Source organism: Clostridium aminobutyricum, from assembly GCF_017255415.1.
GTDB classification, from domain to species: domain Bacteria; phylum Bacillota; class Clostridia; order Peptostreptococcales; family Anaerovoracaceae; genus Aminipila; species Aminipila aminobutyrica.
On the sequence record NZ_JAFJZZ010000004.1, the window covers coordinates 175,679 to 189,558 of the forward strand.

Below are 13,880 nucleotides of genomic sequence, written 5' to 3' on the forward strand. Positions count from 1 at the left end.
CTCCTTTTAACGATATTCTCCGGCCAGCCATTTACACATCATCACGTGCAGCGCACTGGATAACCGATTTAATTCTTCCACGATGTCTTTTCTGCTGCACTTTCCATCCCTGTAGAATGCTGCGGTGGCAGCAACTTCTACTTCGCGTATCGCAGCTCGGAGTTGATTCAGCATGGCATAGGCCGTACCCATCGTGTAATTCGGCATCTGCATCTGCTTAATTCCAAAGAATTTCATCGGATTATGAGAGCGGTCATGCAGTTCACCATGGGTAAACCCTATAATCAACCCGCTTTCCAGCTCTTGATCCAATACGTCGCATTTCATGATGTTCTGCATGGTCAAAAGTACACTGTTTAAATCCTCGATTAGTTTTCCAGAGGTGCCCGAATCCGCCAGCAGTGCTTGATGTAAGATGAGTGTAGTCTGAATCGAATCCAGTTTTCCTCTGAACAATATTCTTGGGTGACACTTCGGCACCAGTAGATTGCCCGAAAGCTGGCACATGTGCTCCGGCTTTTCCATGTAGAATGCACCTGTTTCATAATCCACGTATTTCGGCATCCATGGATCAGATGCCGTATGGCTGCACGGCTCTGCCGCTTCAGGTGCAGTCCCTTTTTTATCTTCCGGTGCCTGTGCCGGCATTGGGGGTTCTGTTACAATGTTAATTTTGCGTTGTTGTAGATATTCGCGTGCTGCAGGCGATACAATAGTCCCCTCCGGTATGCAATAGTACTCCGGCTGGCTGGCTCTTAATTCGTCCCTCAAAGCTGTTTCGGTTATAACCTTCAACGCTGTCACCTCCCACCTTTTATTCTAATTACGTTTTATTTCTTTAAAGCAGGAAGTATAGATTCCACTTCTTCATGAGGTCTAGGAATAACATGAACGGAAATCAACTCACCGACACGCTGTGCAGCCGCTGCCCCTGCATCGGTAGCTGCCTTAACCGCACCTACATCGCCTTTTACCATAATTGTAACCAGTCCGCCGCCAACGTGCTCTTTACCGATTAACGTAACATTTGCAGCCTTTACCATCGCATCTGCTGCTTCTATAGAGCCTACCAGCCCTTTTGTTTCGATCATACCTAATGCTTGTGTTGTTGTCATATCTGATTCCTCCTTACTTTACTATCGGAAGTATACGTTCTACTTCGTCGTGAGGTCTTGGGATAACGTGTACGGAGATTAACTCGCCGACACGCTGTGCAGCCGCTGCCCCTGCATCGGTAGCTGCTTTGACAGCTCCCACATCCCCTCTTACCATAACTGTGACCAATCCGCCGCCAACGTGCTCTTTACCGATCAACGTAACATTTGCAGCTTTTACCATTGCATCCGCTGCTTCTATAGAGCCTACCAATCCTTTTGTTTCAATCATACCTAAGGCTTGCATTGCTAACATATCAATTCCTCCTTACCATTAAATAGCTTCCAGTTGCTGAATGATGCGACGCACCATTTCATCGATTTGTTTTGAATCTAAATGGATAACTTCCGGTTTTATTTCTATGGCTCCGGCTTCCGTTCGGATTTCCTCTAGGCTCTTCTTCCCTACCGCTATATATCGTAGATTAAAGAGCTGTTCCGGGCCCACATTTTCACTGGTAGCGCTTCCGCCTACTGCACCGCAGCCCAGCGTCAATGCCGGCATTAATCCGGTGGAAGCGCCTATTCCTCCTAACGCCCCCGGGCTGTTGACAATAAATCGGGATACGGGTATGCGATGGGCAAAATAGTCTACCATCTCCTGGTTTTCCGTATGAATGATAAAGGTATGCCCCGCCCCTTCGTAGTACAAAATCTCACAGCAGCGCTCACAAACTGCTTTATAATCCGGCGCCGTATAAAATCCCAAAATAGGAGCTAATTTTTCATTCGAATACGGATGCCCTCTTCCTACTCCTGTTTCTTCCGCTACCAGCACTCTGGTATCCTGCGGTACAGCCAATCCGGCCAATTCGGCTATCACTTGTACGCTCCGGCCTACAATCATCGGATTCATCGTACCGTTTGAACGTAAAATGAAGTTCCCCAGTTGTTCCCTCTCTTTTTCATTTAAAAAATAGGCGCCCTGCTTCTCCATTTCTTTCTGAACCGCTTCTTTCATGTCATCCTCGCAAATGACCGATTGCTCCGATGCGCATATGGTCCCATTGTCAAAGGTCTTTGAATCCAAGACACACTTCACCGCTTTATGTATATCCGCACTTCGTTCGATATAGGCCGGTCCGTTTCCGGGTCCTACCCCTATTGCCGGAGTTCCCGAAGAGTATGCGGCTCTTACCATAGCGGAGCCGCCTGTAGCCAAAATCAGAGAAGTGTCCGGATGGCTCATAAGTACATCGGTGGACTGAACAGTCGGCAGAGAAATACAAGAAACTAAATCTTCATTCCCTCCGGCTTCTGCTACGGCCTGCCGGATCACTTTCACGCTTTCCAAAATGCATTTTAAAGCGTTGGGGTGAGGTGAAAATACAATGGCATTTCCGGCCTTAACAGCAATTTCTGCCTTATAGAATACAGTTGAAGTAGGGTTCGTAGAAGGAATCAAGCCAGCTATTACTCCTACAGGTACGGCTACCGCATAGGTTCCGGCTTCTTCATCCCGTTTAATGACGCCTACCGTCTTCATGTCTTTGATTCTTTCATAGACTCCCTTGCTTCCAAAAATATTCTTTATCACTTTGTCTGAAGCGATGCCGAATCCGGTTTCTTCATGGGCCAGCTGCGCCAGTCTTTTAGCATTTCTCACACCGGCGTCCGCAATGGATTTTACAATCGCATCTACCTGCTCCTGGTTTTTCTCTGCTAATTCTTTCTGGGCCGCCTTTGCATGTTCTACCAATTCACGCACTTCCTGTACAGACAGTAAATCCTTATCATATAGCAGCATTTACTTATCTCCTCCTTCATTAAATCTGCAAATAACTTCAATCAGCTGCCCTTTTTTTGCAAATTTAATTTCATTCTTTGTCATGTCCCCTAGGTTCAGCTTTCGAGCGATCTGTCTCAATTCTTCCACTGTTTTTTGTTCCAATTCCTCTTGGCTGATTGCAGTCGGAGACTCTTCTGCACTCCTTTCTTCTTTCGGTTCTTCAAGCTTTACGGTTTGTATCGGTTCTTCAGGCTCCGCGGCTTCTATAAGAAATTCCGTAGTAGTAACTTCTTCAGGCTCACCCGTATTGTCTGCTTCAGCAGTCTGCTTTTCCCGACTCTTTACCGATGTATTTGTCATATCAAAGACACCCTTTGCAGGTCTCGGAATGACGTGAACGGAAACCACATTTCCCACACGCTGCGCCGCAGCAGCGGAAGCATCCATTGCCGCTTTTACAGCACCGACATCACCGGCGACCATGACAGTAACCAATCCGCCTCGAACCTTTGTTACGCTATGAAGAACTACATTAGCGGCTTTCAGTGCACTGTCCAATGCTTCTACTGCACTTACATAGCCATAGACCTCTATCATTCCTAATGCTTCCATAACTTACATCCTTCCGCTTTATCCAATCGGATTATCCGCAACAAATTCTATAGCCGCAGCAAAGGCTTCGCATGCAGCCTTACAAGCAGATTGACTTCCGGTCAGCAACGCGCCGCCGAAATTAGTCTCTGAAGGAGGTGCATAAAGTACGCACATCGTAACATCTGCCGCCTTCATTGCTGCATCCACACCGTACATCGCTTCAAGAGGCGGAGCAATTAAATAAGCTAAGGCTTCCCCTTCCGGAATGCCCGCACCCTCCGATAAATAGGATCCGGTTCTTGAAATGCAATGTGCATAATAGACAATACTGTCATCTTCATTGGCAGATACAAAGTGTGCTGAGTTTTCAATAAATTCTACGCACGCCTTTAATCCGCTCTTAATCTCTGCCGGATTTGGTCCTGCCAGAATACCGATGATTTCACCGGCCAGCTTGGTGTTGGCATTTGCCGCACCGCCATAGAAGCTTTTTGCATACACAACTTTTACATCGGCAGCTTTTGTTGCTTCATCCAAAGCAGTATACGTCACATCATCGCAATCTACGGTTATTAATCCTAAAGACCTCTGATCCGGTGTTAAATTGAATTCTTTTGCTAATTCAGCATTGACATTTGGAATCACCTTGGTGGCTAATACCGTGGCTTTAACGGGATCTCTTTTCATTTTCATATCCTCCCTTATTACAATTTCAAATTGGTTCCGCTTGCTTTTTTCTCAAGCATAAGCTTTATAATATCTGCAATATGGGCTCCTGCTTCAACCGGCAGAGTCCCTGCTCTATGAATATTGGACACGACTGTTCTTCTCGCCTCCGGCATCCCCACCGTTGCTTTATAGGCTATGTATGCGCTCATGGATTCTGCTGTAATCAAGCCCGGCCGTTCACCGATTAAGGTGCACGTCACTTCTGCTCCGGTAAGTTCCGAAATCTCATCCATTACGCCGACTCTTCCGTATTTGACAAAGAACGGTGTTCCCGTATCAATGCCATGGCTCTGCAAACCTTGAAGAATAGACGGAAGCAAATCCTTCACATTGGCAGCTACGGAAGCGGAAGATAAACCATCTGCCACATAAATCTGCACCGTAGGATTTTTTTTGCACTTTTCTTTCACGATTTGTACCGATTCCGGTGCAAGCTTTCTGCCTAAGTCCGGTCTCGTCAAATAGGTGTCTTTACTATCGCACTGGGTGGCTACAGTAAAGAGATTCATTCTTTCAACAAATTCAGCATCTACATCGCTGAAAACCGCATCTTGTGCGGCGGAATGAGCCGCTCTGAATTGAAGCAGCGGATCTGTTTTATATCGTCCGCCTGCTTTACCGATCCCTAACCGGCAAGGTGCATATTGCTTTAATTCATAGTAAGCTTCTCCGTTTTCAGGGTTCTTTACAAGATATTGCGTTCGAATATCCACCTCTGTTACATCCGGAATGAAGCCGTCCTCCGATACCGTATGTTCTTGATCGGGCGCCAGCGCAGCAGCTTTTTCCACCGGTGCATCTGCTAGCTTCATATCTTTAATCACTTGTTCTATCAGCTGTTTTAAATCGATCTGTTCCATGTTGAGACCTCCTTTCTATTTCCTCATAAATACCGAAGCATCTCCTGCAAGCGGAGTTAGTTTTCCATTTTCAGAAAAACCCATTTTTTCAAGCCATAAATCAAATTCTTTAATTGGACGCAGTCCAAATACTTCTCTGAGTGCAGCGGCTTCATGATATCCTGTGCACTGATACATCAGCATGCAATCGTCTCCCTGAGGGACTCCCATGATGTAGTTGCAACCTGCTGCAACTAATAGGGTAGCCAGGTTTTCAATATCATTCTGGTCCGCCTTCATATGATTGGTATAGCAAGCATCGCAGCCCATAGGAATGCCGGTCAATTTGCCCATAAAGTGATCTTCCAATCCCGCACGGATTACTTGTTTGGAGTCATATAAATATTCCGGCCCGATAAATCCGACAACGGTATTGACTAAGAAAGGATTATATTTCTTTGCAAACCCATAGCAACGAGCCTCCATCGTTACCTGATCCCATCCATGATGGGCTTCGGAAGATAATTCTGATCCTTGCCCAGTTTCAAAGTACATCACGTTAGGCCCTGTACAAGTTCCTTTTTTCAGCATCATGTCATGCCCTTCCTGTAACATAGCTGCAGTAAGTCCAAATGCTTCATTCCCTTTCTGGGAGCCTGCGATGGACTGGAACATTAAATCGATTGGCGCATTAAACTTATCCGCTGCCTCTGTCTGGGTGGTAACGTGAGCCAGCACACAAATTTGTGTAGGTACTTCCCATTTATTTTTGAATTCGTCAAAGCTCTTTAGGATTCTTGCAACACTTTCTACCGAATCGTCAACCGGGTTCAGCCCGATTACAGCATCTCCGCAGCCCAGGCTTAAACCTTCCATAACCGAAGCCATGATACCCTTGGGATCATCCGTCGTATGATTGGGCTGCAAACGGGATGAAAAGGTTCCCGGAAGGCCGATGGTTGTATTGCAGTGGGCAGATACCCGCATTTTTTTTGCGCAATAGATCAAATCTAAGTTACTCATCAGCTTGCATGTTGCCGCAACCACTTCACTGGTTATCCCTCTGGATGCCCTGCGAATCATAGATGGCGTTGTTTTTTCGTCTAAAAGCCATTCCCGGAATTCGGCAACCGTCATATGCTTCAACTCATTGTAAATGGATTCATTCACTGCATCTTGAATGATACGGGTTACCTCATCCTCCTCGTACGGAACGGCCGGGTTGTTTCTTATTTCTGACAACGGAATGTGTGATAATACTACCTTTGCGGCCACTCTTTCTTCCGCAGATTCAGCGGCAATGCCGGCAAGTCTGTCTCCGGATTTTTCTTCGTTTGCCTTGGCCATTACTTCTCTGAGTGATTTAAACTCATAGTTGTGTCCAAATAGCTTTGTTCTCAGTATCATGCTTTCACCTTCTCTTTTTTCCTTTCCTCTTTATTGATAACTCCAAAAGTGGAGTGATCTACGAATTAAAAATCAGGGTTTTCACGACGACAGGAAGGACGTATCCGCCCCCTACCGGCTCCCCTATATCGATATAATCTCCGCTTTTGCTTCGAACCCCGTCAATACAAATGACATCCTTCTCTTTCGCAAGCCGCACATAGAGTGCATTTCCCAAGGCCTTTCCGATATCTGATTCGAGAATGACAATAAGCGGCGGCTTTTCTTTTATCAACGCCTCTGCGCCTTCAATAATAGCCGCAGCAAGCTCCTGAACCTTTTCAAATCCCCCGTAAGGTTGCCCTGAAAGAGCAATGGCCACTGCTTCTTTTTTCCCTTCTTGTTGGAAAATCGGCAGTTGCGCTTTTATCGTCGAGCTGACCGATTGAGGAGTCTCTTCATCCAATTTGGACAGCTTGAGTACGGGAATATTTTTAATCGGCAGTTGATCTCTTTGATAGAAAATAGTGCTCCCGCTGATTTCCGTGGTGTGGGTTCCTGCCCCCACCACCGTAGCCCGGATCGTTTCCTCTGAACGATAACACTCTACGGACTCTAAAATTCCGCATTCAGCAATAGCCGTCCCCAAAAGAATGCCTACGTCACCATACCTGAAAACGTCTTCATCCGTAGGTTCATACACATAATTCGCCACTCCGCCGGAAAAAGTCAGTGCATCGACCCGAAGTTCTTCTCCCAGCCCCTTCCCTTCATTGGTATACAATTTTTGATGATAATCAGATTTTTCAGACAGGTGCAGCGCCGATTTTAGTTCGTAAGCCATGAGCCGGCATATTTTCTCTAACGTCTGCATTTCTGCTGCATCCCCTACGTGAATATCAATCCCTTTTTCTCTTGCCAGTTCTTGAATTTTACTGTAAATATAACTGATTTTTCCGTTCTCAATTTTAATCAGACGCCCCCCGATATCCAAACAGGTCACTCCGGCCAAGCTCCCTTTGCGGAACACAGCTATATTGGTCGTTCCTCCCCCTATATCAAGATTGGCCACTACATTTCTATTCTCTTCGCTAAACGTGTCTGCTCCGGCTCCCCTGCCCGACAGTACGGATTCCAAATCAGGCCCGGCTGTGGCTACAACAAAATCCCCCGCCAAGTCACTCAGGCTGCTTAAAACCGTGTTGGCATTTTGCTTCCTCGCGGTTTCCCCGGTTATAATGACAGCACCGGTACTGACCTCTTCCGGCTTTATTCCCGCTTTCTCATATTCCGCACGTATCATGGCACTGACTTTTTCTCCGTCAATTTCCGTATTGGATATCAACGGAGTAAAATAAATGTCGCTGCAATAAACCACCTCTTTATCCACGATTTCAACTTTCGGGACCATATACCCTGCGGCTCGGTTTTCAATTGTCAGCTTGCTGAAAATCAACTGTGTTGTAGAAGTTCCGATGTCAATGCCAACGCTGGTCACCACTTCTTTCACCTTGCTTCCTCCTTTCTGTGCGCTTTCTTGTTGTCCTTCTGAAAGCGATTTCTCCTATGGGAATTCCCGTATAGCACCTACCAGACCTTTGCTTGGGCATGAGGTTAAGTGCGTAAAAAAAGCAGCTTAGACACAGAAATAAATTCTGTACCTAAGCTGCATCGCTTAGCATAAGGATAATGCTACGTCACATTATCTATTGTGGTTATTTTATTTTTGAAGTCAAAGGCAATACTCGTTCCTTCCTCATTGGATCTCACGTTAATGGTGCCCTTTAATTTGTCTTTTACAATGGAGAAAACAATACTTAAACCTAAGCTGTCTTCCTTTACGTTGTTGATATCAAAGCCTTTTCCATTATCGGTTACGGATATACAGGATTGCCTTCCGTCATTTTCAATTTCGATTGTTATTTTCCCGCCGACTTTTCCGTCATCAAATGCATATTGCAATGAATTATGTAACAGTTCACTCACCACAAGAGCCACTGAAGTCGAAATCTCTGAATCTACTTGGAAACCGTCTCCTCTGATTTCTACCGTGACATCTGTCGTAGGCTTCAGAAAATAACGAATGGTATTGTCTTTAATATGCTCTAACACATCTCGAATGTTAACTTGATCGACGCCTACCTTTGCTAATAACTTATGGGTGCTGGCAATAGCCAGTATACGGTTCATGCTTTCATCCAACACCTTTTTTGCCTCTGAGCTCTTCGTTCTTCGCCCTTGCAAACGAAGTAGGCTTGCTATCGTTTGCAGACTGTTTTTCACACGATGATGCATTTCCTTTATTGCGACCGATTTTAAAATAAGCTCTTTTTCCTTTTCTCGGATATGCGTGATGTCTTGTATCATTACCGCAAAGTCCACATTGTTGCTTTTTAAAGATATTTGTTTCACAGTCAAGGTCAAATCGGCCGTATTTACTTCTATACCGGAGTAATTCGCATCTTGGTCAAACCACTCTAAGTTCGAACCATGCAATGCCATACACCGGTAAGGCTGCCCTAAGATGTCTACCGTGTACCCCAATTTTTGATACAATTTACGGGCTATTTTATTTCTATAGCTTACATAGCCATTCATATCCACTAAGATAACCGCTTCATCGATGCAATCCGCCAGCCAAGAACTTTCCTTATCCAGTCTGGTCAACACATTGGCAAGTTTTGCATAGCTTTGCTCTGTGAACCGAATTCGATCACGCATTTCACTGTTTTCATCCGCATTTTTCTCTTCAATCAATACACCAATCACATGATTGTCATGCCAAATCGGTTCCACTGTCTGTATGACATTTGCATATTCCTGCGTAACAGCTTTCATTTGCTTCGTAGGCAAGCCCAGTTTAAAAGTTCTGGCAACAGCCGGTTCATTTTGCGGCTCCGCCAAAAGTCCTACTACTGATTTCTTGTACGATGACGGAACATTTTGAGGCTTCGCCTCAGCCACTACAATAGCGGTTGTCTCGTCCGTCGTAAGACAGTCAATAAAAAAGTCCGCATCCTCCAAATTTGCCATAATTTGAAGGCTCACCCCTACTTTCTTAATCGTTTCGATTTCTTCATCTGTTAAATATGTATACTCTTTGCATAATTTTTCTATAGTATCCGGCATTGTTACCCCTATCCCTCTAAGCCAATATAATTTCCGCGATGCGTTTCATGGAAACTTTTTTTTCTTTGCTCAAATTTTTTATATACTCATAAGCCTCATTTTCAGATAAACTCATTGATACCATTAATTGTCCTTTCGCTTTTTCAATAATTGTGCGATTTTCCAGACGTTCAGCAATAAGTTCACATTGCTTTTTAACCTGCTGAATTTCTCTGCTTCTCGCTACAGCAATTTCAATATTTGGTACCAAAGCTCGTTCATCAATGGGTTTCACAATATAACCGGAAACGCCTATTTTCGTGGCACGATTAATAAACTCCTCGTCGCTGTAAGCCGTTAAGAGTATTATTGTGCCTGCATTTTTTTCTTCTGTTATTACTTTCGCGGCGGATAATCCATCCAGTAAAGGCATCTTAATATCTAAAATAACTACATCAGGTTTTTCTTTTTTGCAAATTTCAATCGCATCAAAACCTTCTGATGCCTCACCGACAACACTGTATCCGGCAACTACCAGCATTTCTTTTAAATCCATCCTGGTAATAGGCTCATCTTCAGCGATGACAATCCGGATTTCCTTTTTTTCCTTTTCCCTCATGCTTAACTCCTAGCATTCACCGCTGTACGTTCAACGGTTTTTGGTCTGCCTCCATCACGATCTACTGATTTCGGTTCTTGCAAATCCCATTTTATCACAAAGCATGCTCATAACGTCCCGTATTCCCGCTTCTACCGCAGAAACATCTCCTAATATGACCAACGATCCGTTGAAACGGTCTACAAAACCAATTGAAATATTGGCTGCTTTTGATGCGACATCTGCTGCAATCATAGCTCCTTCGCTTGGAGTAATTGTGAGTATGCCAATAGCTCCTTGATCTTGGATCATTCCTAATTTAGGATATAAATCTTTGATTGGATTTGCAATGACATGTGCTAAAGTGACTTGTTTACCCGGAACAAATTCTTGTATAATTCGTTGTTTGCTTTCTTCCAATGCCTCACGTCCTTTCAGCATTGATGTTTTCAAATGCTACTTATTACATGATTGGACAAAAAAAGCACCCAAGCCAAAACTATGGCTAGGCGCTACATCGCAATCCTTTTCGTTTCCGAGCCCCACACTACGCCGTACAGTGCTCTCTTAAGTTATATTTTTATAGTAATCAACTTCCATTAATTTGTCAATATAATCCTTTCATTTTGTTCCAAATTATTTGAAAATTATTAAGTGCTCAAGTTATAAGGCTTGTATCCACTTGTCCAAGTCTGGCATACCTTGCCCTGTTACACTGCTCACCTTAAAACAGATTGCGGCGCCTGCTTCTTTTAAATATCTGTCTGCTCTTTCGATCTGCTCTTCCGTTGCCATATCTATTTTCGTCACGATTCCGACAGCAGGCTTTCCGCCAAACATCGTGCCAAAGCTTGGCGCAAACATTGTTCCCTCTTCGACTGCGGATTGAACCAATGCCACTGCATCTGCGTTCGCAGCTGTTACAGAAAGAGCACCATAAAAGCCTCTCTGCTCTACGTACTCGCCGGGTGTATCGATTAAATGACCGTCTATTACCTCTACCGTCTGCGTTTTATGATAGTTGAGCTGCCGGTTCGTCAGGTATTGCGCCAGCGTGGTTTTCCCCGCTTGGGACCGCCCAACAAACATAATGCATTTCTTCCGTATTTGCATCCATTGCCTCCAATATATTCCTCTGTTTCCTTTATAATCCCCGGCAAAGCCGAGTTTAATCTATTGTGCTCATTATAGCATACCCCCTTTGTTTTTCACCATTAATTTTCAGTTATTGAGAACTCCTTTTTTCCAGCTTTATTCAGCTTGTTCGGTCTCATTTCTTCTGCTATAATAATGCATATTGCGATGAATTACGACAAAATACGACAAAATTTTCCATCTCTTGTACTGAGTTCCTTTTTAGCACAAGAGATGGTAACTATATAAAATTTTAACTCCATTTGAGTTTATGTTGAGGTGCTAAATAAGTTGTTAGAAAAAAAGAAACTGCAAAGCCTGATTTTTATCTGTGCTACCATATCGATGAGTGTCTATTTGCTGTGGCGATTGATTTTTACCCTGCCGTTTAACGGGGGTGTCTTTGCCCTGATTATGGGAATCTTGCTTCTTCACAGTGAAATTATCTCTGCCTTGGGTACTTTTGAACTGTTTTGGCGAAAAAACAAAGAGTTTGAGCTGGAACTTCCGGAAATTCCCACTCAGTGGTATCCTCATGTGGATGTATTTGTAGCGACTCACAATGAACCGATAGAGCTTTTATACAATACCGTCAACGCTTGCACATTCATGGACTATCCCGACAAAAATAAAGTTCACATCTACTTGTGCGACGACGGGAATCGTAAAGAAGTAGCGGCTCTTGCAAATCAGCTCGGAGTGGGTTACCTCGGTCTCGCTAACAATAAGCATGCAAAATCGGGGAATTTAAACAATGCGTTATCCCAAACCAAGTCACCGCTGGTAGTGACCTTTGATGCGGATATGATTCCGAGAAGCAGCTTTTTAATGAAATCGGTGCCTTATTTTTGTTTACCGTTGATGAAAAAGGCATCGGACGGCAAGTGGGTGAAACGACAGCCGGAAGAGATCGACAAATCCTACCGCATTGGCTTTATTCAAACGCCACAGAGCTTTTATAATCCGGATTTATTTCAGTACAATCTGTTTGCCGAGCGCAATATTCCCAATGAACAGGATTTTTTCACCAAAGAAGTGAACGTGATGCGCAACAGCTCCAATGCTGCTGCCTATACCGGCTCGAATACCGTTCTGGCACGCCGCGCTTTGGAGGAGATCGGAGGCTTCCCTACCGATACCATTACGGAAGACTTTGAAACCGGCATCAAAATTCAAAGCCTCGGTTATACGACCTATGCGACGACAGAAGTGCTGGCCAGCGGCCTGACACCGACTTCTATCAAAACGATGATTTCCCAGCGGGTTCGCTGGGCAAGAGGGGTTATCCAGAGCATACGCAATTGCAACGTTCCTTTTAACAAAGGGCTGTCGATATCGGCACGAATCAGTTATATGGTCAGCCATTCCTACTGGTGGTCTTTCGCCCGCCGTATCATCTTTACGATGGCCCCTATTTTATTCGCCTTGTTTGGCGTGCGTATCGCCGTATGCGGCTTTTGGGATTTGATTGCGTTCTGGGGCCCATCGCACCTATTTTACAGTATCGCTATGCGCAGTCTGTCCAGTGACACACGAAATCAGCGCTGGTGTCAAATTATTGATACCATATTGGCTCCTTATCTGGTTCTTCCCGTTATCATGGAGACATTGGGCATTCGTCAGAAAAAATTTAAAGTGACCCGCAAAAACAGAGAGGAGCGTGAAAAGGAGTTTTCTCTCCATTATGCCATCCCGCATCTATTTTTGCTCGGTCTGTCAATAGCGGCGCTCATTCGCTTCACCAGCGGCAAGTACGGTATGGCGTTGATTTACAGCAGCATCATTATTTTCTGGCTGATCTATAACGTCATTAATCTTAGTTACGCTGTTTTCTTCATGTGCGGAAGAAAAATATACCGCAAGAGCGAGCGTTTTGATGCGGTCATGCCACTGCAGGTATCCTACGATAACCGTACGCTCAACGCGTGCACCGTGAACGTATCGGAGGGCGGATTGGCTTTTTCACTGGATAACCCGGAATATATCCCGCCTGATCGGCCTATTTCTTTTCTCGTATACAACCATCGCTACCGAGCTGTTTTCCAAGGGTTTGTGACTTATGTAAAACAATCCGGCAGCAAGTGGTATTATGGCGTGAACATTCAGGCTCTCGATGCAGAAAATCGCAGACAATACATGCAGATCGTGTATGACCGAATGCATTCTCTCCCTACTAAACTGAATGTCTGGATCAGTGCCTTCGACGATTTGGCTAACAATGTGAGCAGCCGTATGGAAAAACAAAAAATGGACATGCGGGCACTGCCCCGGATTGAGCTGCATCATCCCCTCAATTTTGATGATGGCAGTCGAGCACTTCTGGTGGATTTTAATTACAGATATACGTTTGTAGCCGATTTTTCCTTCCGAGGCACGGATTCTATCCGGCACACCTGCACGTTACAAGAAGGACTGGTACTCATTCTTGAGCCAGTCAAAGAAGAGCAGACAAGCAGCAGAGAAGGCCTTCTAATGAAGGTGGTGAATTGGCAGGAACTAGCCTATCATCCCGCCTTCAAACACCTCTTACATCAGTGGAGTGATGACCGTCAGAAGGAAAAATTGGTGCTGGCTGCAAAAGAAGCTGAAAGGCTCGATCTGTAAGGAGA

13 protein-coding genes and 1 pseudogene are annotated in these 13,880 nt (G+C 44.7%); 1 reads left to right on the top strand and 13 read right to left on the bottom strand.

Annotation, left to right across the window (positions count from 1 at the left end):
- Positions 1–6: 6 nt before the first annotated feature.
- From JYB65_RS10600 to JYB65_RS10660, 13 genes and pseudogenes are all read right to left on the bottom strand, one after another.
- Entirely contained in the window at positions 7–804 is a 798-nt protein-coding gene (locus JYB65_RS10600; RefSeq protein WP_342366661.1) for an ATP-binding protein, read from the bottom strand.
- Between the two features lie 26 nt (positions 805–830).
- Complete coding sequence (gene eutM / locus JYB65_RS10605) at positions 831–1,115, bottom strand: ethanolamine utilization microcompartment protein EutM (RefSeq protein ID WP_206582649.1); 285 nt, start codon at positions 1,113–1,115, stop codon at positions 831–833.
- Positions 1,116–1,128: 13 nt separating this feature from the next.
- Positions 1,129–1,410, bottom strand: coding sequence for an ethanolamine utilization microcompartment protein EutM (eutM, locus tag JYB65_RS10610; protein WP_206582650.1), 282 nt, complete (start codon positions 1,408–1,410; stop codon positions 1,129–1,131).
- Between the two features lie 18 nt (positions 1,411–1,428).
- Positions 1,429–2,901 carry an acetaldehyde dehydrogenase (acetylating) gene (locus tag JYB65_RS10615; RefSeq protein WP_206582651.1) on the bottom strand — a complete coding sequence of 491 codons (1,473 nt, stop codon included), beginning with the start codon at positions 2,899–2,901 and terminating at the stop codon, positions 1,429–1,431.
- A 360-nt stretch (positions 2,902–3,261) separates the two neighbouring features.
- Positions 3,262–3,495, bottom strand: a pseudogene (locus JYB65_RS15215) (BMC domain-containing protein); the annotation flags it as partial.
- 18 nt (positions 3,496–3,513) lie between these two features.
- On the bottom strand, positions 3,514–4,164 hold the full coding sequence (gene eutL, locus JYB65_RS10625) for an ethanolamine utilization microcompartment protein EutL (RefSeq protein WP_206582653.1): 651 nt from the start codon (positions 4,162–4,164) through the stop codon (positions 3,514–3,516).
- A 17-nt stretch (positions 4,165–4,181) separates the two neighbouring features.
- Complete coding sequence (eutC, locus tag JYB65_RS10630; RefSeq protein ID WP_206582654.1) at positions 4,182–5,066, bottom strand: ethanolamine ammonia-lyase subunit EutC; 885 nt, start codon at positions 5,064–5,066, stop codon at positions 4,182–4,184.
- Positions 5,067–5,081: 15 nt separating this feature from the next.
- Positions 5,082–6,452, bottom strand: a complete 1,371-nt coding sequence (locus tag JYB65_RS10635) for an ethanolamine ammonia-lyase subunit EutB (protein ID WP_206582655.1) — start codon at positions 6,450–6,452, stop codon at positions 5,082–5,084.
- 58 nt (positions 6,453–6,510) lie between these two features.
- Positions 6,511–7,941 carry an ethanolamine ammonia-lyase reactivating factor EutA gene (gene eutA, locus JYB65_RS10640; RefSeq protein WP_206582656.1) on the bottom strand — a complete coding sequence of 477 codons (1,431 nt, stop codon included), beginning with the start codon at positions 7,939–7,941 and terminating at the stop codon, positions 6,511–6,513.
- A 182-nt stretch (positions 7,942–8,123) separates the two neighbouring features.
- Entirely contained in the window at positions 8,124–9,560 is a 1,437-nt protein-coding gene (locus tag JYB65_RS10645; protein ID WP_206582657.1) for a sensor histidine kinase, read from the bottom strand.
- Between the two features lie 16 nt (positions 9,561–9,576).
- Positions 9,577–10,158: an ANTAR domain-containing response regulator gene (locus JYB65_RS10650; protein WP_206582658.1), complete on the bottom strand. Its 582-nt coding sequence runs from the start codon at positions 10,156–10,158 to the stop codon at positions 9,577–9,579.
- A gap of 54 nt (positions 10,159–10,212) precedes the next feature.
- Positions 10,213–10,578, bottom strand: a complete 366-nt coding sequence (locus JYB65_RS10655; protein ID WP_206582659.1) for a BMC domain-containing protein — start codon at positions 10,576–10,578, stop codon at positions 10,213–10,215.
- Positions 10,579–10,800: 222 nt separating this feature from the next.
- Entirely contained in the window at positions 10,801–11,250 is a 450-nt protein-coding gene (locus tag JYB65_RS10660) for a EutP/PduV family microcompartment system protein (RefSeq protein ID WP_206582660.1), read from the bottom strand.
- A 312-nt stretch (positions 11,251–11,562) separates the two neighbouring features.
- Between JYB65_RS10660 and JYB65_RS10665 the strand changes: the two genes are divergently transcribed.
- On the top strand, positions 11,563–13,875 hold the full coding sequence (locus tag JYB65_RS10665; protein ID WP_206582661.1) for a glycosyltransferase: 2,313 nt from the start codon (positions 11,563–11,565) through the stop codon (positions 13,873–13,875).
- The last annotated feature ends 5 nt before the right edge of the window (positions 13,876–13,880 follow it).